The organism is Collinsella sp. TM06-3 (assembly GCF_003436395.1).
In the GTDB taxonomy this organism is placed as follows: domain Bacteria; phylum Actinomycetota; class Coriobacteriia; order Coriobacteriales; family Coriobacteriaceae; genus Collinsella.
This window is the reverse complement of sequence record NZ_QSPG01000014.1, coordinates 1-21424: the sequence shown is the minus strand read 5'-3', so window position 1 is coordinate 21424 and position 21424 is coordinate 1. Positions and strand designations below refer to the sequence as shown.

20 protein-coding genes are annotated in these 21424 nt (G+C 59.6%); 6 read left to right on the top strand and 14 right to left on the bottom strand.

Annotated features, from left to right (window positions below; all coding sequences use genetic code 11):
* Nucleotides 1-45 precede the first annotated feature (45 nt).
* On the bottom strand, nucleotides 46-990 hold the full coding sequence (locus tag DXD56_RS06800) for a hypothetical protein (protein WP_147325190.1): 945 nt from the start codon (nucleotides 988-990) through the stop codon (nucleotides 46-48).
* 84 nt (nucleotides 991-1074) lie between these two features.
* The gene (locus tag DXD56_RS06795) at nucleotides 1075-1857 is read right to left on the bottom strand and encodes a hypothetical protein (protein WP_117640667.1); all 783 of its coding nucleotides are present in this window, start codon (nucleotides 1855-1857) and stop codon (nucleotides 1075-1077) included.
* 400 nt (nucleotides 1858-2257) lie between these two features.
* Here DXD56_RS06795 and DXD56_RS06790 point away from each other — a divergent pair, with 400 nt between their 5' ends.
* Nucleotides 2258-2770, top strand: a complete 513-nt coding sequence (locus DXD56_RS06790; protein ID WP_117640666.1) for a hypothetical protein — start codon at nucleotides 2258-2260, stop codon at nucleotides 2768-2770.
* A 47-nt stretch (nucleotides 2771-2817) separates the two neighbouring features.
* On the opposite strand, the gene DXD56_RS06785 is transcribed toward DXD56_RS06790, so the two are convergent.
* The 8 genes from DXD56_RS06785 to DXD56_RS06750 all read right to left on the bottom strand — a co-directional run bounded on the left by DXD56_RS06785 (nucleotide 2818) and on the right by DXD56_RS06750 (nucleotide 9933).
* Nucleotides 2818-3945 (bottom strand): hypothetical protein, encoded by a 1128-nt coding sequence (locus DXD56_RS06785; protein WP_117640665.1) that lies wholly within the window; start codon nucleotides 3943-3945, stop codon nucleotides 2818-2820.
* 5 nt (nucleotides 3946-3950) lie between these two features.
* The gene (locus tag DXD56_RS06780; RefSeq protein WP_158549369.1) at nucleotides 3951-4616 is read right to left on the bottom strand and encodes a PilZ domain-containing protein; all 666 of its coding nucleotides are present in this window, start codon (nucleotides 4614-4616) and stop codon (nucleotides 3951-3953) included.
* Between the two features lie 579 nt (nucleotides 4617-5195).
* Nucleotides 5196-6044 carry a PTS system mannose/fructose/sorbose family transporter subunit IID gene (locus tag DXD56_RS06775; RefSeq protein ID WP_199411563.1) on the bottom strand — a complete coding sequence of 283 codons (849 nt, stop codon included), beginning with the start codon at nucleotides 6042-6044 and terminating at the stop codon, nucleotides 5196-5198.
* A complete protein-coding gene (locus tag DXD56_RS06770) occupies nucleotides 6044-6817 on the bottom strand; it encodes a PTS sugar transporter subunit IIC (protein ID WP_117563725.1) in 774 nt (257 codons plus the stop codon). The genes DXD56_RS06775 and DXD56_RS06770 overlap by 1 nt, the downstream gene beginning before the upstream one ends.
* 81 nt (nucleotides 6818-6898) lie before the next feature.
* Nucleotides 6899-7933 (bottom strand): SIS domain-containing protein, encoded by a 1035-nt coding sequence (locus tag DXD56_RS06765; RefSeq protein WP_117640663.1) that lies wholly within the window; start codon nucleotides 7931-7933, stop codon nucleotides 6899-6901.
* A 195-nt stretch (nucleotides 7934-8128) separates the two neighbouring features.
* The gene (locus DXD56_RS06760; protein WP_117634363.1) at nucleotides 8129-8602 is read right to left on the bottom strand and encodes a PTS sugar transporter subunit IIB; all 474 of its coding nucleotides are present in this window, start codon (nucleotides 8600-8602) and stop codon (nucleotides 8129-8131) included.
* 71 nt (nucleotides 8603-8673) lie between these two features.
* A complete protein-coding gene (locus DXD56_RS06755; RefSeq protein ID WP_117629024.1) occupies nucleotides 8674-9093 on the bottom strand; it encodes a PTS sugar transporter subunit IIA in 420 nt (139 codons plus the stop codon).
* A 135-nt stretch (nucleotides 9094-9228) separates the two neighbouring features.
* Nucleotides 9229-9933 (bottom strand): GntR family transcriptional regulator, encoded by a 705-nt coding sequence (locus tag DXD56_RS06750; RefSeq protein ID WP_117563729.1) that lies wholly within the window; start codon nucleotides 9931-9933, stop codon nucleotides 9229-9231.
* Between the two features lie 481 nt (nucleotides 9934-10414).
* Between DXD56_RS06750 and DXD56_RS06745 the strand changes: the two genes are divergently transcribed.
* From DXD56_RS06745 to DXD56_RS06730, 4 genes are all read left to right on the top strand, one after another.
* Complete coding sequence (locus DXD56_RS06745; RefSeq protein ID WP_117640662.1) at nucleotides 10415-13453, top strand: insulinase family protein; 3039 nt, start codon at nucleotides 10415-10417, stop codon at nucleotides 13451-13453.
* A gap of 313 nt (nucleotides 13454-13766) precedes the next feature.
* On the top strand, nucleotides 13767-14030 hold the full coding sequence (locus DXD56_RS10310) for a type II toxin-antitoxin system HicA family toxin (RefSeq protein ID WP_084591735.1): 264 nt from the start codon (nucleotides 13767-13769) through the stop codon (nucleotides 14028-14030).
* On the top strand, nucleotides 14023-14352 hold the full coding sequence (locus DXD56_RS06735) for a type II toxin-antitoxin system HicB family antitoxin (protein ID WP_022094981.1): 330 nt from the start codon (nucleotides 14023-14025) through the stop codon (nucleotides 14350-14352). The genes DXD56_RS10310 and DXD56_RS06735 overlap by 8 nt, the downstream gene beginning before the upstream one ends.
* Nucleotides 14353-14473: 121 nt before the next feature.
* Nucleotides 14474-15070, top strand: coding sequence for a 5-formyltetrahydrofolate cyclo-ligase (locus DXD56_RS06730; protein WP_117640661.1), 597 nt, complete (start codon nucleotides 14474-14476; stop codon nucleotides 15068-15070).
* Nucleotides 15071-15093: 23 nt separating this feature from the next.
* Here the strand turns inward: DXD56_RS06730 and metA are convergent, their stop codons facing one another.
* A complete protein-coding gene (metA, locus tag DXD56_RS06725) occupies nucleotides 15094-16020 on the bottom strand; it encodes a homoserine O-succinyltransferase (protein ID WP_117640660.1) in 927 nt (308 codons plus the stop codon).
* 211 nt (nucleotides 16021-16231) lie between these two features.
* Here metA and DXD56_RS06720 point away from each other — a divergent pair, with 211 nt between their 5' ends.
* A complete protein-coding gene (locus DXD56_RS06720; RefSeq protein WP_117563734.1) occupies nucleotides 16232-17209 on the top strand; it encodes an L-lactate dehydrogenase in 978 nt (325 codons plus the stop codon).
* 133 nt (nucleotides 17210-17342) lie between these two features.
* Here the strand turns inward: DXD56_RS06720 and DXD56_RS06715 are convergent, their stop codons facing one another.
* The 3 genes from DXD56_RS06715 to DXD56_RS06705 form a co-directional block, all read right to left on the bottom strand.
* The gene (locus DXD56_RS06715) at nucleotides 17343-18311 is read right to left on the bottom strand and encodes an SIS domain-containing protein (RefSeq protein ID WP_117640659.1); all 969 of its coding nucleotides are present in this window, start codon (nucleotides 18309-18311) and stop codon (nucleotides 17343-17345) included.
* 144 nt (nucleotides 18312-18455) lie between these two features.
* Nucleotides 18456-19211, bottom strand: a complete 756-nt coding sequence (locus DXD56_RS06710; protein WP_117640658.1) for a GntR family transcriptional regulator — start codon at nucleotides 19209-19211, stop codon at nucleotides 18456-18458.
* Nucleotides 19212-19213: 2 nt separating this feature from the next.
* Nucleotides 19214-21196: an ATP-dependent DNA helicase RecQ gene (locus DXD56_RS06705; protein WP_117640657.1), complete on the bottom strand. Its 1983-nt coding sequence runs from the start codon at nucleotides 21194-21196 to the stop codon at nucleotides 19214-19216.
* Nucleotides 21197-21424: the final 228 nt, after the last annotated feature.

Sequence of the window (21424 nt, the reverse complement as noted above, 5' to 3'; positions counted from 1 at the left end):
GGTTGAAGCGGCCCCTATCAGACAAATCTAGCTAATGGCTTAGCCCTACTTGGAATCAGGAACGATACCGACCAAGCTGACCGTTACGTCAAAGGTCGGAGCAGTGGTGTTCTTGCCCTGCTCGGACCAGTTTTGACAGTCGGAATCGGTGCCTTCCATCCAGATGACGATCTTCATATTCGTGCCGTTGTAGCCAACGTTCTTCGCGATGGCTCGCGGATTTGCTCCAGCAGGTTTGGAATAAGAGCCGCCCGATCCGGTAGCGGCCCAATCGCCGCCGCTCTGGTCAGTTAGGGTCGTGCCGGTAATATGCGCGTACGACGGCGCTTGGGTCGTCGTTCCTTCGGATGCGACGCAACTCCAACCAATCGTTGAGGAGGCATCGTTGCCATGCTCAGTAGTCGAAGGTTCAACGGGAGCATAAACGACCTTAAGCTCGTCGTTAATAACAATGCCAACGCGCAGGCTACCCTTGATTTTGTTAAACCATTCATTCGTTACGTTGCCGGAAGGCTTGACGGTGACGGGATTCGTGCCGTCGAGATAAACATCCGCGATGCCGGTATTCGTCACGGTGTAGAGGGTGTAGTCAGCGGCGACATAGGCGTAATAGGAATCGGTGCCGCTCGTCAGCGTGTACTTGCCTCCAACATCTGTGCTGGCCTTCTGGTAACCGGAGACATTAGTTCCCTGCCAGGACTTGGGAACGAACCAAGACTGAGCATCGTTGGTCGATGAAGGGCTGATTTCATGGCCAGCCGAGCTGGCAGTGGTCTGCTTATCCGAACCGTCATGGTTAATATTTTTGCCCTGAGCAATTTGCAGCACCATACCATTCGCTTGAGCGGAAATAGTGCTCGTAGTTGCATGGACTCTATTATTGGAGACAAACCATGCGTAGGTAGTTGCAGAAAGCGCCACCGCTGAGACGACGACGGTCAACGCCGCTCCAACAAGCTGAACCTTAAGTCTCTTTACTGAATCGCGCATACCCGTCGCCTCCCTTCGTTACGGAAAAGGGCAGGATCCCGGGCCGGGAACCTGCCCTTCGCAAGCCATAAATCGTAGCTGCGATTACTTATTGTCCGCAGTTGCGGTGAACGTAATGGTCACGGCGTTAGTAGCAGTAAGACTTTGGTTCTGCAGATTCTCGGTGGTTACGTTGGCATCCTTACCCTCGTAGTAGAGGTAAACCTTCAACGCCGTATCTTCATTGGCGGTAACGTTACCATAGGAATCAAAGTTATCGGAGGCGAGCTTCTTCTCAAATTTATCGCCCGCTGCGTTCAGACCGTACACCTCCCATTTGCTTCCATCGGCACTAGTAACAAGAACGCGCAGGGCCTTCTTCAGGCTCGGGTTTTGAGTAGTGTCGGTAATACCCTCGATCTTTTCGACAAGAATTTTAGAAAGGTTCTGGCCCTTTGAGCTGACGTTGTAAACCTGCTCGAGAGCATAGCCGCCCTTGATAGCGGCATCAGTTGAACCCTCGTCCGCATCTCCGCCCTTGCACTTGAACAAACCGTCCTTAAGGGCGCCATTATCGAGTTCCGTACCGTAACCGGACATCCAAACACCTTTTTCCGCCCCAGTTTCCTCGCCATAGGTCGCGGGGAAGAGTGACTTGGTGCCGACCCCAGTAGTGACCGATGTGGCATCGACGTCTTTTGCGCCCGTCGGGCCATTCGCAATGGTCATGAACGCCGCGTTCGACTGAGCGGAAATCGTGCTCGTGGTGGCGTCAACCTTGTTGTTCGTCACAAACCATGCGAACGTGGCAGAGCCCAGCGCTACGGCTGCTACCAGCACCATGGCGATGGCGGCGCCCATCTGCTTCTTTAATGCCTTGGTATCCATACGGACCCCTTTCTTTCCCCATTCGTCCCAGATGACCCCCGAGAAGCCCGGAAGGGGAGCCCGTGCTTTCGTGTTGGATGTTGCTTGCCCATCCTTAAAATTTGGAATTGAGGATACCATAATTCTTACGATTTCCTTATGAGTTTTCGAGGCCTTACATTCCGGCAGATTCATGGGCCTACCTTGGGCTAGGTATGGAACTGAGCAAACGCTGTTCACCTTATTTGGCCACGCGCTTCCGCAAAGCCATAAGCTTCTCTTAAGGTTTGCGGCCGCAGTGCCATGCCAGCACATACCTACACCCCCCACCGAGCTTCGCCCTTAGCCCTTCCCCACTCGCTATACTGGTGCAGAACGTGAAATTTTGCCTGCTTAGCGGGCTATTTGTTGGGAGGGCCCCATGGCCATGGCCAATCAACCCAAGGGAAGCGTTTCTGCCGGATCGATCAAGCCGGTGACGCGCAAAGCCGTTCGCTGCCAGCGCGAAGTCGCCTGGTTGGTCACGCAGGCGGCCGGCAAGCTCGTCGCCACCACCGACGACGTCAACGCGCCCACGCCCAGTTTTGTACTGGCGGCGGCGCTGTCGCACACCCGCGAGCAGGAGCAAGCCGCCCAGGACGGTGGACGTGCGATTGACTACGAGGCCGTCATGGGCCCCGACCTCGCGAGCTTTTGTGCGGCCGCGGGGCTGCCCGCAGCACCCAACGCGCTTTCGGACTCGGGCTACATGTTCACCCTCTCGGGCGCGGACCTCATTCGCGAGGTTTACGCCTACTGTAGCGATCTGGACGAACGCATGGGAGACGCGGCACAGGTCAAACCGGGCTACGCGATCAAGCTCGCGCTGCGACTGTTCCTGCTAGATGCCGCTGCGGGCAACGGCGCCGCCTCCAAAGACAACGCCTCGGCATAACAAAAGCGCCGGGCCGGGAAACAATCCCGGCCCGGCGCTTGTTCGTTCTACTTGTCCCCGTCCCCTGCGGGCGAGTTCTTTTGGTTGCGACGGTTGCTCCACGTCACGTTGTGCTCCTTGTAGTAATCGGGCGCCTCGTTGCCGCTCGCGCTAATGGGGTCGTTGCCGGTCAGGGTGTCGGCAATATCCTGCACGAACTTAATGAACAGGCTCGAGTCGTCGGTCTCGGACGAATCAAAATCAAAACCGAACTCCACCGCGCCGCCGATGATCTTGTCCACGCACTCCGGGTCGTCGCCGTCCAGCCAAATGACCACGGTGTACTTGTCCACATCGCCCACGCGGAAGTTCTTGTGGCTGATGGTCGTCACCACGTCTTTGGACGCAAACGGCTCGGTGTTGGGCTCGGGGCTGCCATCGGCCGCAGCCGCCGCATAGGTGGTGGGCTCGCCATTGCGATACACCCGCACGCGCGCGGCCTTATCCACGCCCTTGCTGGCGCTGACCACCTTGAGCTTGGCGCTGTAGCCCAGGTCGGTCTTGCCGGCGTTGCGGATATAGAAGGTGTACGCCACGTAGTTCTTGCCGTTGTGGCTACCGTCGATGTCGTCCAGGTTGTCGGGCAGATCCTCGGCAGCGATATTGGTGCCGTTATCCACGGCGTCAGCCGCCAAGCGTGCGGTGGCGTTGTTAAAGTCGCCGTTGTCGGCAATGGCCACGCCGCGGCGGAACAGCTCCAGGCGGTTGAGGTTGATGGTGAAGTTACCCATGTTTTCCTGCATAAACGACAGGGCGAACAACACGCCAAAGGCAAGCGCCAGCACCACGAGGGCCTTTTGCAGCTTGTCCATGCGCAGCAACGCCGTGCCGATGCGCTCCATGCGGCGCTTGGGCATGTACATGGACACGACCGCGTCGGGGTCGATGTCGTCGAGGCCCTGGTTGGCCAGCGCCTGCTCCAGCTCCTCGATGCGCACCACGCCGCGCAGGTCGCGCTTGGGCTTGCGTTTGGGCTTGCCGAAGCGCTTGCGCGGGTCGGGATCGGTGCTGGGGGTGTCCTCGGGCTGACCCTCGGCCTGACCTTCGGCCAAATCCTCAGCCATGCCCTCGACGTGATTCTCGGCCAAAACTTCGGCAGCTTGATCTTTGTTGTCGTTACGCTTGAACAGTGCCATGGCGATCAGATCTTATATTTGGTGCGAATGTAGCCGACGTATTCTTTGACGAGCTCGCGCTCCATGTCGTCGGCGTAGCGGAACTGCAGGCCGCAGACGTTGCGGTACAGGCTGCCCTTGGGCGCGCGGCGCACCCAGCACACGATGCCCAGCTGCTCGGGCAGCTCGTGGCGCTCGCCCTGCAGGCGAATCGTGGGCATTTGCACGGCCAGGGCCTCGCCCACGTCGGGGTAATCGTTGAGGTAGATGGCCAGGCCGCCGGCCGAGACGTCAATGGTCATGGCATCCTCCGGCTCGGGGGTCGGCGCGTTGTCGCGCTGGTAGGTCAGGCGCATGGCGACCTTAAAACGCTCGTCGCGGCGCTTGACAAAGCTGCGCTGCTCGGCGACTTTGCGCATTTTCCAGTAGGTGCGGATACCTTTTTTCTCGACCGACTCGGGGTAGCCGGCGAGCACGAACGTCTCCTCGCCCACTTTGTATTGCAGCAGCAGCTTTTGGTTTTCGTCCATGATGAGCGGCTTGCCGGCGAGCATGGGCGCGCTCATAAGAAAGTACGCGTCGTCCAGGTTCTCTTTGTACGTGGCGAGCATGTTGAAGTCGGTTTTTTGGCCCATGGGCACGTCGAATGCCACCTGAAGCTTAGTCCCCGGCGTTATCTGTTGCTCTGCCATGTATTCTCCCCCAGTCGCGGGCGCCGATATCATCGTCGTGCGCGATGCACATTGGGCTATTGTACCTGCTTTGCTGCAGGTTTCGATGTGCGGCACGTGAAATGGCGGGATGTGAGGCGCGGGTGAACGCGCAGCTGCTCCGCGCGCGGCATTAATCTGGCGGCGATGCATGTTCCCGACAGACCGTCTGTCTGTCTGTCTATCTCTCAGCTATCTCTCGTAATTATCTCTCGTCTCTCATTTATCTCTCAGCTTAGAGATGAGTGAGAGATGAGAGACAAAATTACCGTTATCGGTTCAATCAAATCACGTTCGTACAGGTAAACACATGTATACGGGAACTTTGCCTCGATCCCTCAGCCATCTTGCAGCATTGCTATCTCTCATATTTATCTCTCATCTTTCAGCTATCTCTCGTGTTAGTGACGAATGAGAGACGAGAGATGCGTGAGTGATGGACGAGTGTGATTTTTTGGACGGTCGGAAAATCCCTCAAATAAAAAACGGGGCCGGCCTTACGCCGAGCCCCGTTTTCAAACGGTCAGTTAGTTATCCAACGCGCGAGCATAGCAGTCAACATTACGCCGCCGCGAACACTCCCAAGCCCGTTCCGATGATGCAGATTGCGAAGATGCCCAAGATGATCCAAATGGTCTTGACGCCCTTTTTATAGAGGGCAACGCAAGCGAACGTTGCCAGCAAGGGCAGCAGACCGGGGAAGATCGAATCGAACAGATCCTGCAGGACAATCTCCGAACCACCCACGTCAAAGGTCAAAGCCGTGGACAGCGAGACCTGTGCCGCAATCATGGCGCCGATAACGGTCATTCCGAGAACACCGGCAGCATGCGTCATGCGAGACATAAGGTTGCTCTCTTCGGACTGCTGCAAAAACTTGGTTCCCAAGTCGTAACCCAGATGGGCGGCGACGATACGCGTTGCAAAGTTAATCACGGAGTAGATGAGCGCGTACACGATGGGGCCGAGCGGGTTGCCCGTCGAAGCGATGCCAATACCAATGCCGGCGGCAACCACGCGGAACGTACCCCAGTAGAACGAATCGCCGATGCCGGAAAGCGGTCCCATAAGGCCGACCTTCATGGCGTTAATCGAGGACGTGTCGAAGTTCTTATCGGCAGCCGCCTGCTCTTCCATCGAAACCGTTAGGCCGGCTACAAACGGAAGCACATGAGGCGTGATGTTAAAGAACTCGGCATGGCGATCGAGCGCCGCATAGTAATCGTCGTCGTTGGGATAGATCTTTCGCAGGGGCTTCTGAATGGTGTACATGAAGCCCATTGCCATCATCTTGTCGTACGACTGCGAGCACTGGCTCGTAAACTGGCGAAGGAACATGCTCCGATACATATCGGGAGTCATAATCGCGTCCTTCTTGGCCTCTTTGAGGTCGGTGTTCTGGATAGCCATTAGAAGTCCTCCTCTTCATCTGCAGCAACCGTCTGCGGACCGGACGAGCCCTCGCGGAAGGCCAGGAGCAGCGCGACGCAAATGGCAGCTGCGGCGACGCCGACCACGTCCATCTTGAGGTAGATGACCATAATGAAGCCCAGGAACAGCCAGGGAAGGAGCTTGTTATCGCCCATGGTCCTGATAAGAAGAGCGAAGCCGATGCAGACCATGACGCCGGACGCAACGTTGAGGCCGTCCATCACAAACTGCGGAATCGCGTTGAGCGCATTGTTGATAAGGTCGGCACCAAAGAACAGCGAGCCAAACACCAGCAGTGCAGACGGAATGCCAATCGACAGCGGCACGATGGTCAGATGGTACAGATTCGCCTTGGCAAGATCGCGATTTGCCAGAGCGGTCTCAATCTTCTTGCAGGCAAAGGCACCCGGAACGGCGTAGCAGAAGTTGCGCCACACCTGAAGGAAGACGGAGACGGGAAGGGCGAGCGCGACGGCAGTTGCCGTGCCCGTACCCGTAATGACGGCAAACGCGCAGCCAAGCACGCCGGAGGCATAGACCTCGGGAGGAACCGCCGCGCCGACCATGATGGCGCCCATGAACATGGACTCCAAAGCAGCGCCGACGATAACGCCCTGCTGGACATCGCCAAGGATCAAGCCGACAAACAGGCTCGTAAACAGCGGACGACCAAGCATCGTAATGCCAAATAATTGCTCGTCCATGGACGCAATAAATGCGACCAGTGCAACTAGAAGATACTGGACAACCATTTCGATCAACCCCAGAAACAGGTCTGCAGGCGAGGCATTCTGCGCAGCTCGCCTGCAGACAACCGCAGCAATTTGAGAGGATTAGTAGTTCATCTGGTGATAGTAACGACGCGTGGTGAGCGGGTGGTTACGGACGTGCTCGAGATGGCAGCTCAGACGCTCGGTGATGGTGTAGGTGACCATCGGGGAGACGATCTTGCGGAACTCGGGGTCGCTGAACGGCAGCTCGACCTCGGCGGTGTCAAACTTGTTCACGCGGACGTTGACGCCCTTCTCGTCGGCGAGCATGTGAGTGAAGTTGTCCACGCGGTCCATGAGCTTACGGGTGTCGTCCTCGCCGTAGAGCATGATGAGGCTCGTGCCTTCCTCGCACAGCTCGATGGTGCCGTGGAAGAACTCGGCGGCGTGGATGGACTTGGTCTTGATCCACTGCATCTCCTCGAGGATGCACATGGCGTAGTCGTAGGCCTCACCCCAGAGCATGCCGGAGCCAATCACCATGTGGTAATCGGTGTCCTTGAAGTCCTCGGCCATGGCGGCGCAGCGCTCGTCCTGAGCGTCCTTGGCCTTGATGAGGTACGGAGCGATGTTGCCGAACTCTTCCATGAAGGTGTCGTACTTGGGGAAGGCGCCGGCGTTCTTGAGGAAGCGGGCGACCAGCGTGATCTGGTAGGTGTAGATGGCCTCGCACAGAACGTCGTCCTCGGCGAAGCTGAAGAACTTGTAATCGGCGTACTCGGTGGCCGGGGTGTTGTCGTTGGAGACATACATCAGCGTGCGGGCGCCCTGCTCCTGGCAGAACTTGGCAGCCTCAATGATCTCGGGGGTGGTGCCGGTACGGGTGGAGAAGACGCAGACAGAATCCTTGTTGAAGGTCTTGGGCGGGCAGGCGAGGAACTCTGCGGCGATCTCGCAGTGGACATCGACGTCGGCCGTGGTGGTCTCGACCCAATACTTCATCGGGAGCGTGTGGGCCCAGGTGCCGCCGCAGCCGATGAAGAAGATGTTGGAATAACCCTGCTCGCAGACCTCGTCCACGGCAGCCTCAATCTGAGGACGGAGAGCGAGGGCATCGCTCACAACCTTCTCGTAACGAGGCTCATCGAAATTGAACATCCCTTACTCCTAACTCACTTGGATGAACCCTTCATTCATCCCATGACGTTATAATACTTTATATAACTAACTATGCAAGAACTATTTCAGATTTTTTTTGATTTTTCTTTAATAAAAAGCCCGCCGATCAAATGATCGACGGGCATAGGCATAGAGCATTGGTTCAATAAATGCCGAGCATCAACGTGTTTCCGGCTAGAAAACGTCCTTGGCAAACACCTTAGCGTCATTGGGAACCTGACGGATTTCGATGGCCACGCCATCGCCCAGGAGCTCTTGGATATGCTCGGCATCTTTCTCGGTCGCAAAGATCGCAGGGGTCGGATGAAGCGTGGTCTCAGGGGTCTTTCGGGTTCCGCCCAGATTGATCTCTTTGATGTCTTTGCAACCCTTAGCGAGACGATAGACATCTTCAATCGTCTCAGTGATGATAAACAGCGAATACTTGTCGGTAACGCCGCTGTTGAGCGCCTCGATAGCAGCGTCAACATCCTTGATGACGAGTTTAACGCCGTTGGGGCGGGCGAGCCTCAAGGCCGCCTTCCTCATGTCGTCTTTTGCCACAGCATCGCTGGCAAGCAAGATGCAATCTACATCCAAAGCGTGAGTCCAGGACATGGCAACTTGGCCGTGAATCAGTCGGTAATCAACTCTCGTAAGCTTAATCATCGTTATCATCTCCGCACGTGATAAAGGGAATGACAGGTGTGGCCCCTAGCTAGGGCTCGAACCAGAACTAACTAGAACTCTTCTTCCTCGGCGCCGGCAAGCATGTCCGCCGCCTCGCAAAGCTGAATAAACGAACGCGATCCCTCGACCGCGGCTTTGGCCTTGTCCGCATCCAGGGAGTCCAGCTGTGTAACCATTTCCACCAGCAGCGGCAAGTTCATTCCAGCGATTAACGTAAACGATCCGTCGGTCTGCCTCTGAATGAATTCGTTGTTTACAGAGCCGCCAAAGATGTCAGTCACGACAAACCAAGAGTCGGCAGGGTCCCTCGTCTCCATCCATGCATCAATCAACGCCGCGACGTCCCTTGAATCGTCATCGACATAGGCGCACAGGCACTCGATTCGGTCGTTGGTGCCCATCAGAATCTCCAGAGAGCTTTTCATGCCTTGGGCGAGATAACCATGACTCGCTAGCAATATCTTATTCATAGTTCTCCAATACCAATAGGACGTACTATATTGTCATAACAAAGTATATTAGCAATCTACCCTACGTGGTGTGTCTATTTTCCAAATCCGCGAACGGTAACAATTGGTCGGTAAATCGACCAATCTATCGCTAATTTACAAATAGAACTTCAGTCGCTCGGTGCAGTACACCTGACGGGAGATGAAAAGCGGCTCGCCACTTGGGGCATAACGTCTATCGACAAACAGAAGCAGCGAAGAGTCCAGCTCCACGTTAAGGTATGCCGCCTCGAGCTCGCTCGCATAGCAGACCTCGAGCGTACGCGTGTTGGGACCCATCTTGATCCCCTGGCGATCGAGTACCGCCATCAGCGAATCATCGAGGGACTCATGCTCCAAAAAAGAAAGCGCAGCGGAATAGCTATTGGTTTCCAGCATCGTGGGCTTGCCATCCACAAGGCGCAGACGACGGCTACGCAATACCTTTTGGGTATCGTCTACGCCCAGGAACTTCGCGTCTCGCAGACTTGGGAAGTCCCAGCCCATTTCGAGAACCCTGGTAGACGCCTGTTTGCCCGCAAGCTGGCACGAATGGGTAAAGCTCTCACGGTCGTCCGCGGCATACATCTGCGTGTCCGACGAAACGAACGTGCCCTTGCCGCGGGCCCTCTCAACAAGCCCAGCATCTTCCATTTCTTTAATTGCGGAGCGAACCGTTATTCGGCTCACGCCAAATTGCTCGATAAGCTCCGCCTCGGTCGGAAGCTTATCTCCCGGGCGGTACGTGCCGTTGGCGATTGAATCAGAAAGCGCACGAACAATCTGTTTGTACAGGGGGATAACGCTATTTGCCTCAACCATATCAACCATACCTTTACAAGGAATCAGCAGCCTATAGATAAATGACTTATATTGTATTAGAACTTTTTAGCATTCCACGCCATTTCCTATAATGTTTTAGCAAACGAGGGGTTATTTTGCGTAAGCGGTGTAGAGTCCATCCATTTCCGCATACAGCTTCAATCTGATGGCGGTATATGCATCCGATAAGCCGATTGATTTTTATCTTCTACCTGTCTCACATTCATCCCTCATCGTAGAGATGAATGTGAGGTGAGAGATACGTACTTGACGCGCGAGCGTGGATATTTGGACGGTTTTTGGGCTTTTGGCGGCCGATTTCGTCCGAAAATCCACGCTCATGCGGCAGACGTCCGAATTTCCACGCTCGTGTGCCAGATAATCCACGCTCATCCGGCAGATTGGTCGAAGGCCCCATATGGGTATACTCTCGGGGATTCGACTCGATTCGCCCCCGTTGGGGCGCCAAAGGAGACTGCATATGCCCACTACCTCAACCGACCCGCGCGCCGCTGCCGCCGCGCTGCTGGTGCCCGGTACCACCTGCCATGGTTTTGCCGTCGAGCGCTGTGAGACCGTGCCCGAGCTCGACTCGGACGCTTACGTGCTGCGCCATACCACCTCGGGCGCTCGCCTGCTGCACCTGGCGTGCAACGACGAAAACAAGGCCTTTGCCATTGGCTTTAAGACGCCGCCGGCCGATTCCACTGGCGTGTTCCATATTCTTGAGCACTCGGTGCTGTGCGGATCGGCCAAGTTCCCCGTCAAGGAGCCGTTCGTGGACCTGATCAAGAGCTCCATGCAGACGTTCCTCAACGCCATGACCTACCCCGACAAGACTATCTACCCCGTTGCCACCACCAACGAGCAGGACCTGTACAACCTGATGGACGTGTACCTGGACGCGGTGTTCAACCCGGCCATCTATACCAAGCCCACCATTTTTGAGCAGGAGGGCTGGCACTACGAGCTGGACCTGCCGGAGGGCGCTGGCGGCGACGGCAGCGCCGCCAGCCTGCGCGAGGGCACGCTGCGCTATAACGGTGTAGTGTTCAACGAGATGAAGGGCGCGCTGTCCGACCCCATGAGCGTGCTGGACGACGCCGTCAACGCCGCGCTCTACCCCGACACGGCCTATGCGCACGAGAGCGGCGGCGATCCGCGCGCGATTCCCGCGCTCACCTACGAGCAGTTCCTGGACACGCACGCGCGCCATTACAACCCCTCCAACTCCTACATCACGCTCTACGGCGACCTGGACGTGGACCGCGCGCTGGCCTTTTTGGACGAGCGCTATCTGTCGCAGTCGAGCGCCGCGAGCCGCCGCATGGACGCAGCCGTCGCCGCCGGCGAGGACCCGTCTGCGCTGGCGCCCAATCCGCTGGTCGTGCAGACACCCGTGACCTGCGAGTATAAGCGCGTCGAGATGGCCACCACGCCCGAAAACGCCCTGGTGGGCCTGGGCCTTGTGCTGGGCAGCGCACTCGACCGCAAGCGCACGATCGCCGCGGACATCCTGTTCGAGGCGCTGCTGGGCTCCAACGAAGCGCCGGTTAAGAAGGCCATTCTGGCCGCCGGCCTGGGCGGCAACGTGGTGAGCTACACCGCGGCCGAAAGCCTGCAGCCCTACGAGCTCATCATGCTGCAAAACGCGCAGCCCGGCGTGGCGCGCGAGCTGCGCCGCGTGTTCCAGGACGCCTGCCGCGACCTGTGCGAGCACGGCGTTCCGCGCGAGCGCCTGGAGGCCATCATCAGCAGCAACGAATACGACCTGCGCCAGCGCGACTACGGTATCGCCGACGGCGTGGCCATTGCGTGCGACGCGCTGAGCACCTGGCTCTACGATGACGACGCCGCGACGCTGGCGCTCAAGTATGGCCCGGTGTACGAGGAGCTGCGCGGCGAGCTGGAAGGCAGCTACTTTGAGGACCTTCTGCGCGAGCTCGTGCTGGAGAACGACCACATGGCGCTGGTCGAGCTGGTTCCGGTGGACGCCGCTGAGGGTTCGGAGGGCGCCGAAGCTGCCGAGCTGGCAGCCAAGCGCGGCGCCATGACCGATGCCGAGCTGGCCGACGTGGTCGAGCGCACGGCTGCGCTGCGTGCCGCGCAGGAGGCCGAGGACACGCCCGAGGACAAGGCCACGCTGCCGCGCCTGCGCGTGTCCGACATTGGCGAGGCGCGCCCCGAGCCGCCGCTGGTCGTAGACACGACCGCGCCCATCCCCTGCCTGCGCCACGGCATCCCCACCAACCGCCTGGCCTACGCCATGCAGTATTTCGACCTGAGCTGCGTCGCATTTGAGGACCTGCCCTATGTGACGCTACTCTGCCGCCTGCTCAAACAGCTGCCCACGAGCGAGCACTCGGCCGAGGAACTCGACAATCTGCTCGCCGGCAAGCTGGGCTTTTTGAGCTTTACGACCGAGGTCATGACGCAGCCCGACGTGGACGGCGTGCGCCCCTACCTGCTGGTGAGCGCCGGCGCCCTGTCCGAAAAGATCGACGCGCTGGCGAGCCTGCCGCGCGAGGTGTGGTCGAGCACGCTGTTGCTCGATGCTGACGCCGACCGCGTGCGCGACGTGCTCACGCAGATTCGCATTGGGCTTGAGCAGGGCTTTATCAACAACGGACACTCGGCGGCACTCGGCCGCGCGATGAGCTACACCTCGCCTTCGGCCGTGGTGCGCGAGCAGCTTTCGGGCGTGGACTTCTACCTGTTCCTGCGCGATTTGCTCGAGCACTTTGACGAGCGCCTGGACGGCCTGCGTGCCAAGCTTGCCGAGCTGGCAGACCGCATCTTTGTGGCCGACGGCTGCATGGCGAGCTTTACCGGCAGCGATGAGGACTTTGACGCGTACTGGGATGCCGCGGGCGACCTGGGGCTTGGCGCAGGCGACGGCGCCGATGCCGGCCGCAACGCGCTCGTGGTGCCGACGCCGCGCGACCGTCACGAGGCTTTCGTCATCCCCAGCGACATTTGCTTTGCGGCAAGCGCGTGCGACCCGCGTCGCTTGGGACTCGACGTGACGGGCGCCTGGGCGGTTGCCGCCAACGCGCTCTCCTACGACTACCTGTGGAACGAGATCCGTGTGAAGGGCGGCGCATACGGTTGCGGATTCCGCGCGGCTGGCGAGCGTCAAACGGCGTTCTACACCTACCGCGACCCGGCAATCGACCCCTCGATTGAGCGCGTGGAGCGCGCGGGTGCATGGCTTGGCAGCTTTGAGCCCGACGAGGCCGCCTTTGAGGGATTTATCGTGAGCTGCGTGAGCGGCATGGACGCGCCGGTGAAGCCCTACGCGCTCACCAAGCGCCGCAACACGACCTACCTGGCCGGACTCGATCCCAACGCGCGCGAAAAGCGCCGCGCCCAGATGCTCGCCGCCACGCCCGGTGAGCTGCGCTCGCTCGGCGCCGACGTGACGCGTATCGCAGCCGAGTCGCCGACCTGCGTCTTTGGCGGCCGTGACGTCATCGCCAAGAGCAACGCCAACTTCAACATAGTCGACCTGTTCGCTTAACGCACAAAGGTAGATTTTTAGGACATGCCTAAAAATCTACCTTTTTTCTGCGGCTTGGACGGGGCGGCGCAGCCCACCGCGGCGGTTTGTCTCAATCTGTAACATCTAGGTCCAATTTTGCCGAGTTACTGTTACAGATTGAGACAAACCGCTGCAGACGCCCACTCCACAGCACAGACCACCACAAAGGTGCCTGTCTCCTTCCTCAGTTGTGATTTGAACACTTGTTCTATACGAACACATGTTCTATAGTAGAGGTGCTTGCATCAAACTGAAATTGCAACTAGAATATAGTTGCAGAATGTGAGGCGGGATGACTCGATCCGATAAACTCATCGCCCAGCTGCTTAGCTGTCCTTCAACGTATAGATTCGCTGACTTTCTTAAAGTTATGGCTTCATATGGCTTTGAAATGGACAGCAAAGGCAAGACATCCGGATCGCGCGTTCGCTTCTACAGGCCATCAGATGGCAGGATGTTCGTAATGCACGCGCCTCATCCATCTGACGAATTGACAGCGGGGACCATTCGAAACATCGTTCGCTTTCTGCAAGATGTCGGAGGTAGTCATGAGTAACGTTTTAGCATACAAGGGTTATTTCGCCCCGGTCGAGTTCGATGCCGAACAGCATGTGCTAACAGGTATGGTCGCCGGCATTAGGGACGCAATCGTATTTGAAGGCTCCACGGCTGAAGAAGTGGAGCAATGCTTCCACGACGCCGTCGACGATTACCTTGAGTTTTGCGCCGAGAAGGGCAAGGAACCCGAGCGGGCTTTTAAGGGCTCGTTCAACGTAAGAACGGGCTCTGAGCTCCACAAGCAAGCAGCGTTGGCGGCGGCAAAGAAGGGTGAGTCACTCAATAAGTTTGTGACTGAAGCGATCGCTGCGGCGCTGTGAAGCCAACGTCGAGTCGAAGCCGCCACAAAGGGCGCCTTTGCGGCGGCTTCGACGTTTGCCCAGATAAAACCTGCCAAAATAAACCTGTCCCTTTTTGGTAGGTTTGGGAGAGGGAGCTGGGATGGATAAGGCTGAGTTGCGACGGGCGGTGATTGCTCGGCGCGATGCTCTTGATTTGGACTTGCGCGCGGCGAAGTCTGCCGCTATCTGTGCGCGGCTGATTGAGCTGCTGGGCCGCCTGGATGCCGCGGCGCCGCACACCGTTGCCATCTATGCCGCGATGGGTTCCGAGGTCGACCCAGCCGCGTTTGCCGCTGCGGCCGTCAAACGCGGCTGGCGCGTGGCCTATCCGTGCATGCTCTCGGCAATTGATGCCGCAGCTTGTGGCCAGCGCATGTGCATGCGGGCAGTTGCTGTCGACGATGCGTCCTCGGCTCCGTTTATCGCCCACCCCACGCGGGCCTTCGCGGCCATGGACATCGACAGCGACCACTTCCCTATCGTGTCTGCAGAGGCCCTCGACATGGCCATCGTGCCACTCGTAGCCTTCGACCGCGCCGGCGCGCGCCTGGGCTACGGCGGCGGCTGCTACGACCGCTACCTGCCCATGCTCTCGCCCGCATGTCAAATCATCGGCATCGCCTTTGACGAACAGCGTGTCGACCACGTTCCCACCGATACCCACGACCAGCCGCTACCCCACATCATCAGCGCCTAACGGCTGGCACACCTCCCGACGGCCTAGTGCTCTTCGCCGGCGCGGGCCAGGTCGTAGGGCGTGGTCTGGTAGACGTAATAGTTGAGCCAGTTGGTGTAGAGCAACTGAGCTTGGCTGCGCCAGACGTTGCGCGGCTCGGCGGTGGGGTCGTCACCCGGGAAGTAATGCGCCGGCACCTGAGGGTTGAGCCCGCGCTTCACGTCGCGCTCGTACTCCAGGCGCAGCGTGTCGGTATCGTACTCGGGATGACCAAAGACAAAAAAGCGGCGGCTGTCGGTCGACTTGACGATGTACAGGCCTACCTCGTCGGACACGGCCACGACCTCAAGCTGCTGCTCAGCCTCCACGTCCTCGCGGCGCACATCGGTGTTGCGCGAATGCACGGCATAGAAGCGGTCGTCGAAGCCGCGGACCAGCGGGCTTTGCGGCTTCACCAGATAATGCTCGAACACGCCACTTGCCTTGGCCGGTAGATCGTACTTCTGAATGCCGTAATGATGGTAGAGCCCCGCCTGCGCGCCCCAACAAATGTGCAGCGTGGAGTGCACGTGCGTGGTGGACCAGTCCATGATCTGGCAGAGCTCGGGCCAGTAGTCGACCTCCTCGAACGGCATCTGTTCCACCGGCGCGCCCGTAATGATCAGGCCGTCGTAGTGGATGTCGCGGATGTCGTCGAACGTGCGGTAGAACGTCTCCAGGTGGCCGGCACTCACGTGCGTGGCCTCGTGCGTTTTGGTGCGCAGCAGGTCCACCTCCACCTGCAGCGGCGTGTTGGAGAGCTTGCGCATGATCTGCGTCTCGGTGGCGATTTTGGTGGGCATGAGGTTGAGGATGAGCACGCGCAGCGGACGGATGTCCTGGTGCAGCGCGCGGTACTCGGTCATGACAAAGATGTTCTCGCTCTCGAGCTGCGCGGCGGCAGGGAGGGCGTCGGGGATGCGAATGGGCATGGATGCTCCTTACGAGTCAGTTGCAGCTATGGTACAACGAGCGGCCCCATCCGCGCGAGCACATCGCCCAGTGATGCCGCCAGCGGCCCAAATCACTCCAAAAGTAGAGATTAAGGCATGTCCCAAAAATCTACGGCGCTTTAGCCTAGCAAAGTGGCGGCAGGACGCTACAATGGTTCGACGCGAAAAACTCGGCCGAAAGGATACATATATGTACCAGACGCGTAAGATCGGTGTGGTCGGCCAGGGCCACGTAGGAGCACATGTCGCCAACAGCCTGCTCATGCAGGGCATTGCCGATGAGCTGTACCTGTGCGATATCAATGAGGCCAAGGTGACATCCGAGGTCCAGGACCTGCGCGACTCCCTTTCGTTTGTCCCGTACAACACCAAGATCGTCAACTGCTACGACCACTACGAGGAGCTGGCCTGCTGCGACGTCATCGTCAACGCCGCCGGCAAGGTCGCGCTGGCCGCTGGTAACCGCGACGGCGAGCTGTTCTTTACCACCGACGCCGCGCGCACCTTTGCCAAGCGCATTGTCGACGCCGGCTTCGACGGCATCTTCGTGAGCATCTCCAACCCCTGCGACGTCGTGTGCACCGAGCTGTGGCACCTGACCGGCTACGATCCCAAGAAGATCATCGGCTCGGGCTGCGGCCTAGATTCGGCCCGCCTGCGCACCGAGATCTCCAAGAAGGTCGGCGTGAGCCCCAAGTCCATCGACGCCTACATGATCGGCGAGCACGGCTTTAGCCAGCTTGCCGCCTTTAAGGCCGCGACCATCGCCGGCAAGAGCCTTAACGAGCTTCAGGCCGAGAATCCCGACAAGTACGCCTTCGACCACATGGAGGTCGAGGAGCTCGCACGCAAGGGCGGCTACGTAACCTACCAGGGCAAGCAGTGCACCGAGTACGCCGTCGCCAACTCCGCCGCGCGCGTCTGTGCCGCCGTGCTGCACAACGAGCACGCCGTGCTTTCGGCCTCTACGCTTATGACCGGCCAGTATGGCGAGGAGGGCATCTTCACCTCCCTGCCGTGCGTGATCGGCGCCGAGGGCGTCGAGGAGGTCTACACGCTCGACCTTTCCGAGCACGAGCTCGAGGGCTTCCACAAGAGCTGCCAGCACATCCGCGACAACATCGCCCAGCTCGACTGGTGGGATGCCGAGGCCTACGACGCCAAGTAAGCGTCGGTTGCCGCGACACCTCGCGAATCTAAGCGCGATACCAAGCGGGCCGCGCCGGAAATCCCCGGCGCGGCCCGCTTTTTTGACTCGCGCTGCGCCCTTGCGAATCGAAGGTGAATGGTTTTCCCGTTACTTAGTACTGCTCGATGCCCATGTAGCGACGAACCTCGGGGCTGTGGTCGAACACCTTGCCGCGGGCGGCGCGCAGCTCGCAGCTCATGTTGTAGAAGAAGATCGGCTCCAGGTATGAACGCACGCTGGCGGGCACCTCGCCCACGCCGTACTCGAGTGCATCGAGCACCATGACCGTATCGGTGTGCGTGTTGAGGAACGCCAGCGCGCGCTCCTCCATGGGGCGGCACTCGCCCGATCCGAGCTGCACAAAGTAGAACACGCCGGGCTCGGTAGCCTCGAAAGGACCGTGGAAATACTCGCCGGAGTGGATGTAGCAGCAGTGCTGCCACTGCATCTCCATGAGCGAGCAAATCGCCATGGCGTAGGTCTGGCTAAAGTTGGGGCCGGAGCCCAGGATGTAGAAGAACTTGTGCTGCTGGCAGAGCTCGGCAAAGCGATCGCCCAGCTCGGCGTTGACCTTCTCGCGGGCAGCGGGCAACAGCGCATCCATCTGCTTAAGGCCGGCGTACATGTCGGCAAGCGCCTCATAACCCTCCTGCTGGTGGAGCAGTTCGGCGGCGATCAGAGCGCCGATGCCCTGCGGTACCTCGGCCTGCGACACGCCTTCGCCCCACGGATAGACCCAGGTGGTCCACTTGCCGTTGTCGATCTTGGAGCCCTCGCAGTCGGTCATGGCAATGACCTCGGCGCCGGCAGCCAACGCCATCTCGCAGCCGTCAACGACCTCCTGCGTGTTACCGCTGTGGCTGCAGGCGACGACGAGCGACTTCGGCCCCAGGCTCTTGGGGGCCATCAGGCAAAACTCGCGCGCGGTGTAGACCGTCGAGGCAAACGTAGTGGCCTCGCGCTTGAGCAGCTCGTTAGCCGGCATCAGGTCGATCATCGAACCGCCGCAGGCGATCCAAAACACGTTCTCAATCTTGCCCTTGCGCTCGATAATTTCCTGAATCAGATCGTGTGCGTTCACCGTGACGCTCCTCCTTATGTGGCAGCTTTGAACGACAGCAGCTCGTACCTGCTGTCGTTCTATATTGTTCTATTTATAGCACGCAAGCTGTCACCGGTGAAGTCATTTCACCAAATTTGTTCTATGTTGTTCTATTTATGACCGCTAGATGTCGAACACGTAGCGCGAGCCCACGATCTTTTGACGCCCGAGCAGCAGGGGGCGCTCGTCTGCATCGGTAAAGTACGCCTCCATATAGAAGAGCGGCTCGCCGACCGGCACCCCCAGCAGCGGGGCCGTCTGGGCATCCGCCAGCGCAATCTCCACGGTGCAGGGGTCGGACTTGAGCGGCGCGCGGCCCGAATGCTCGGCAACGAGCGCAAAGATCGAGTTATCGGTGAGGTCCTTATCGGCCAGCGTCTGCAGGTAGGGATGGTCGGCCAGCACAAAGGCGTTGTTCTCGAGCATGACGGGCACGCCATCCGCCGTGCGCACGCGCTCGACCACGATGAGCTCGCAGCCGGGTTCCATGCCAAAAAATGCCGCGTCCTCGTGCGTCGCCGCAACCACCGTGCGCGACACCAGGCGCGCTCCGGCCACCATGTCGTTGGCGGCGCAACCCTCGGAAAAGCTCTGGACGTCGCCTTTCTGGACAATCTTGCGCTTGAGCTTGGGAGCGCACACAAAGGTGCCCCTCCCCTGCTGTCGGTGGAGATACCCCGCGCGCGACAGCTCCTCGATGGCACGGCGCACGGTGATGCGCCCCACGCCGTAGGACTTCGCGAGCTCCATCTCGGCAGGAATGCGCGAACCGGCAGGGTACACGCCGCGCGCGATCTCGCCCTTTAGGTCGTCCATGACCTGCTGGTACAGCGGCACGGCGGACGCGCCAGCGCGGCCGGTTTTATCGTCGGTTGCCATCGTTACGCTCCATCCCGTGCATGCTCGGATTCAAACTCTTCAATCGCCGCCATAAACTGCTCGCCAAAGGCGTCGGCCTTTTTCTCGCCAATGCCGTTGACCTGGATAAGCTCGTCGCGCGTCTGCGGGCGCAGGCGGCACAGACCGCGCAGAGCCTTGTCGGAGAAGACCATGTACGGCGCCATCTCCAGCTCGGTCGAGATCTCCTTGCGCAAGGCACGCAGGCGCTCGAACAGCTCGGCATCGTCGCCCACGCGCGGGCGCTGATCCAGCTCAGCCTCCTCGCGCAGCAGATCCACCGCACGGCGGGCGCGAGCCGAGGCCTTGCGCTTGGACGCGCGACGCTTAACGGTAAAGGCGAACGCCTCATCCTCGACCTCGCCGGCACGCGGACCCAGTCCCACGACCGGGTACTGCCCCTGCGAGGTTGCCAAATAACCGCGGCCGCACAGCTGGCCGATGATGTCCTTGATGCGCCCGACCGATTCGCTCGACAGCTCACCGTAGCCGCGGTCCTCGTCCAGATGCATCTGGCGAATGCGCTCGGTGTTGCCGCCGTGGAGCACATCAGCGATCAGCGACTTGCCAAAGCGCATGGGTCGCGTGGCCACATAGCGCACGGCGGCGCGGGCCATATCGGTGACGTCCTCGACCTCGAACTTCGTGAGGCAGTTGCTGCAGTTGCCGCAGCCCTCGGCGTCGTCCGTGGCGGTGCTGCCCGCACCAGCCGCGGCAGCATGCTCGGCCGCGGCCTCGTCGCCAAAGTAGCGCAGCATGTATTCGCGCAGGCAGCCGGTGGTATTGCAGTAGCCCTCCATCTGGCTGAGCAGGCGATATCGATTCTGGAGCGCCCACGCGCGCTGCTCGTCGTCGAGCGCCTCATCGGCAGCATCGCCGCGGTCGATCAAAAAGCGACGCATGCGAAAATCGTTACCGTTCCACAGCAGATGGCAGCTGGCCGGGTCTCCATCGCGGCCGGCTCGACCCGCCTCTTGGTAGTATGCCTCGATGCTCTCGGGCACGTTGTTGTGAATCACGTAGCGCACGTTGGGCTTGTCGATGCCCATGCCAAAGGCGTTGGTGGCAACCATCACCTGGATATCGTCGTCGATAAAGGCGCGCTGGCTTTGGCGACGGGCGTCGTTGCCCATGCCGGCATGGTAGCGACCAACGTGAATGCCGCTGGGGCCCAGCGCCTCGGCAAGCTCGCCGGCGAGCTCATCGACGGTCTTGCGGGTCGAGCAATACACGATGCCGCTCTCGCTCGAATGTGCGATCACATAGTCGCGCACCCACGCGGCCTTGGCCTTGTCGCCCATCTCCTCGCAGCCAAAGTAGAGGTTCTTGCGATCGAAGCCCGTCACCACCGTCGCGGGATTTTGCAGGCCGAGCATCTGCTGAATGTCCGCGCGCACACGCTCAGTCGCCGTAGCGGTAAAGGCCGCCACGATGGGGCGCTGCGGCAGGGAATCGATGAACTCACGAATCTGCAGGTAGGCGGGACGGAAATCCTGGCCCCATTGGCTCACGCAGTGGGCCTCGTCAATGGCCACGAGCGGCACGCCAATGCCGCCGTCCGCCGCGGCCTCCTGCGCAAAGGCCAAAAAGCGTGGCTCGAGCAAGCGCTCGGGCGCCACGTACATAAGCTGGTAGCGGCCCTCGCGCGCCCGCTTGAGCACGGTGTTTTGCTGGGCCGGAGTAAGGCTGGAGTTGAGATAACTGGGGCGCGCACCCGCCGCGAGCAGCGCGCGGGTCTGGTCCTCCATAAGCGACAGCAGCGGACTCACCACAAAGGTGATGCCGGGCAGCATGAGCGCGGGTACCTGGTAGCAAATGGACTTGCCGGCGCCCGTGGGCATAACACCCAGCGCATCGCGACCGGCAAGGATCGCATCGACCATGCGGTCCTGTCCCGGGCGAAACGAGGTGTAGCCAAAATAGGCGCCGAGCGTGTCGAGCGCCGTCTGTTGCATGCTATCGGTCATGGTTTCCTAACGTCCAAGTCATCTGCCGCCGATTATACGCCGCCACGCGGACCGGTGCCGCACGGCTGCCGACCACGACATGGGTAGTCATTGGGGACGTTCTTAAACGACTAGTCAAACAAGAATATCCCTAACGACTACTCATTTAAGTCTGTCCCCAATGAGTGCAATGACTACTCCGCCGCAGGTAGAGGACGGACAGACACTATGACCCAATCCAGGGGCACG

Excerpts from the sequence above, each read along its gene's own strand:
- DXD56_RS06760 (WP_117634363.1), bottom strand. The coding sequence starts at position 8,602 with ATGATTAAGCTTACGAGAGTTGATTACCGACTGATTCACGGCCAAGTT.
- DXD56_RS06765 (WP_117640663.1), bottom strand. The coding sequence starts at position 7,933 with ATGTTCAATTTCGATGAGCCTCGTTACGAGAAGGTTGTGAGCGATGCC.
- DXD56_RS06790 (WP_117640666.1), top strand. The coding sequence starts at position 2,258 with ATGGCCATGGCCAATCAACCCAAGGGAAGCGTTTCTGCCGGATCGATC.
- DXD56_RS06785 (WP_117640665.1), bottom strand. The coding sequence starts at position 3,945 with ATGGCACTGTTCAAGCGTAACGACAACAAAGATCAAGCTGCCGAAGTT.
- DXD56_RS06710 (WP_117640658.1), bottom strand. The coding sequence starts at position 19,211 with ATGGCAACCGACGATAAAACCGGCCGCGCTGGCGCGTCCGCCGTGCCG.
- DXD56_RS06730 (WP_117640661.1), top strand. The coding sequence starts at position 14,474 with ATGGATAAGGCTGAGTTGCGACGGGCGGTGATTGCTCGGCGCGATGCT.
- DXD56_RS06735 (WP_022094981.1), top strand. The coding sequence starts at position 14,023 with ATGAGTAACGTTTTAGCATACAAGGGTTATTTCGCCCCGGTCGAGTTC.
- DXD56_RS06750 (WP_117563729.1), bottom strand. The coding sequence starts at position 9,933 with ATGGTTGAGGCAAATAGCGTTATCCCCCTGTACAAACAGATTGTTCGT.
- DXD56_RS06770 (WP_117563725.1), bottom strand. The coding sequence starts at position 6,817 with ATGGTTGTCCAGTATCTTCTAGTTGCACTGGTCGCATTTATTGCGTCC.
- metA (WP_117640660.1), bottom strand. The coding sequence starts at position 16,020 with ATGCCCATTCGCATCCCCGACGCCCTCCCTGCCGCCGCGCAGCTCGAG.
- DXD56_RS06775 (WP_199411563.1), bottom strand. The coding sequence starts at position 6,044 with ATGGCTATCCAGAACACCGACCTCAAAGAGGCCAAGAAGGACGCGATT.
- DXD56_RS06800 (WP_147325190.1), bottom strand. The coding sequence starts at position 990 with ATGCGCGATTCAGTAAAGAGACTTAAGGTTCAGCTTGTTGGAGCGGCG.
- DXD56_RS10310 (WP_084591735.1), top strand. The coding sequence starts at position 13,767 with ATGACTCGATCCGATAAACTCATCGCCCAGCTGCTTAGCTGTCCTTCA.
- DXD56_RS06780 (WP_158549369.1), bottom strand. The coding sequence starts at position 4,616 with ATGGCAGAGCAACAGATAACGCCGGGGACTAAGCTTCAGGTGGCATTC.
- DXD56_RS06705 (WP_117640657.1), bottom strand. The coding sequence starts at position 21,196 with ATGACCGATAGCATGCAACAGACGGCGCTCGACACGCTCGGCGCCTAT.
- DXD56_RS06720 (WP_117563734.1), top strand. The coding sequence starts at position 16,232 with ATGTACCAGACGCGTAAGATCGGTGTGGTCGGCCAGGGCCACGTAGGA.
- DXD56_RS06745 (WP_117640662.1), top strand. The coding sequence starts at position 10,415 with ATGCCCACTACCTCAACCGACCCGCGCGCCGCTGCCGCCGCGCTGCTG.
- DXD56_RS06795 (WP_117640667.1), bottom strand. The coding sequence starts at position 1,857 with ATGGATACCAAGGCATTAAAGAAGCAGATGGGCGCCGCCATCGCCATG.
- DXD56_RS06755 (WP_117629024.1), bottom strand. The coding sequence starts at position 9,093 with ATGAATAAGATATTGCTAGCGAGTCATGGTTATCTCGCCCAAGGCATG.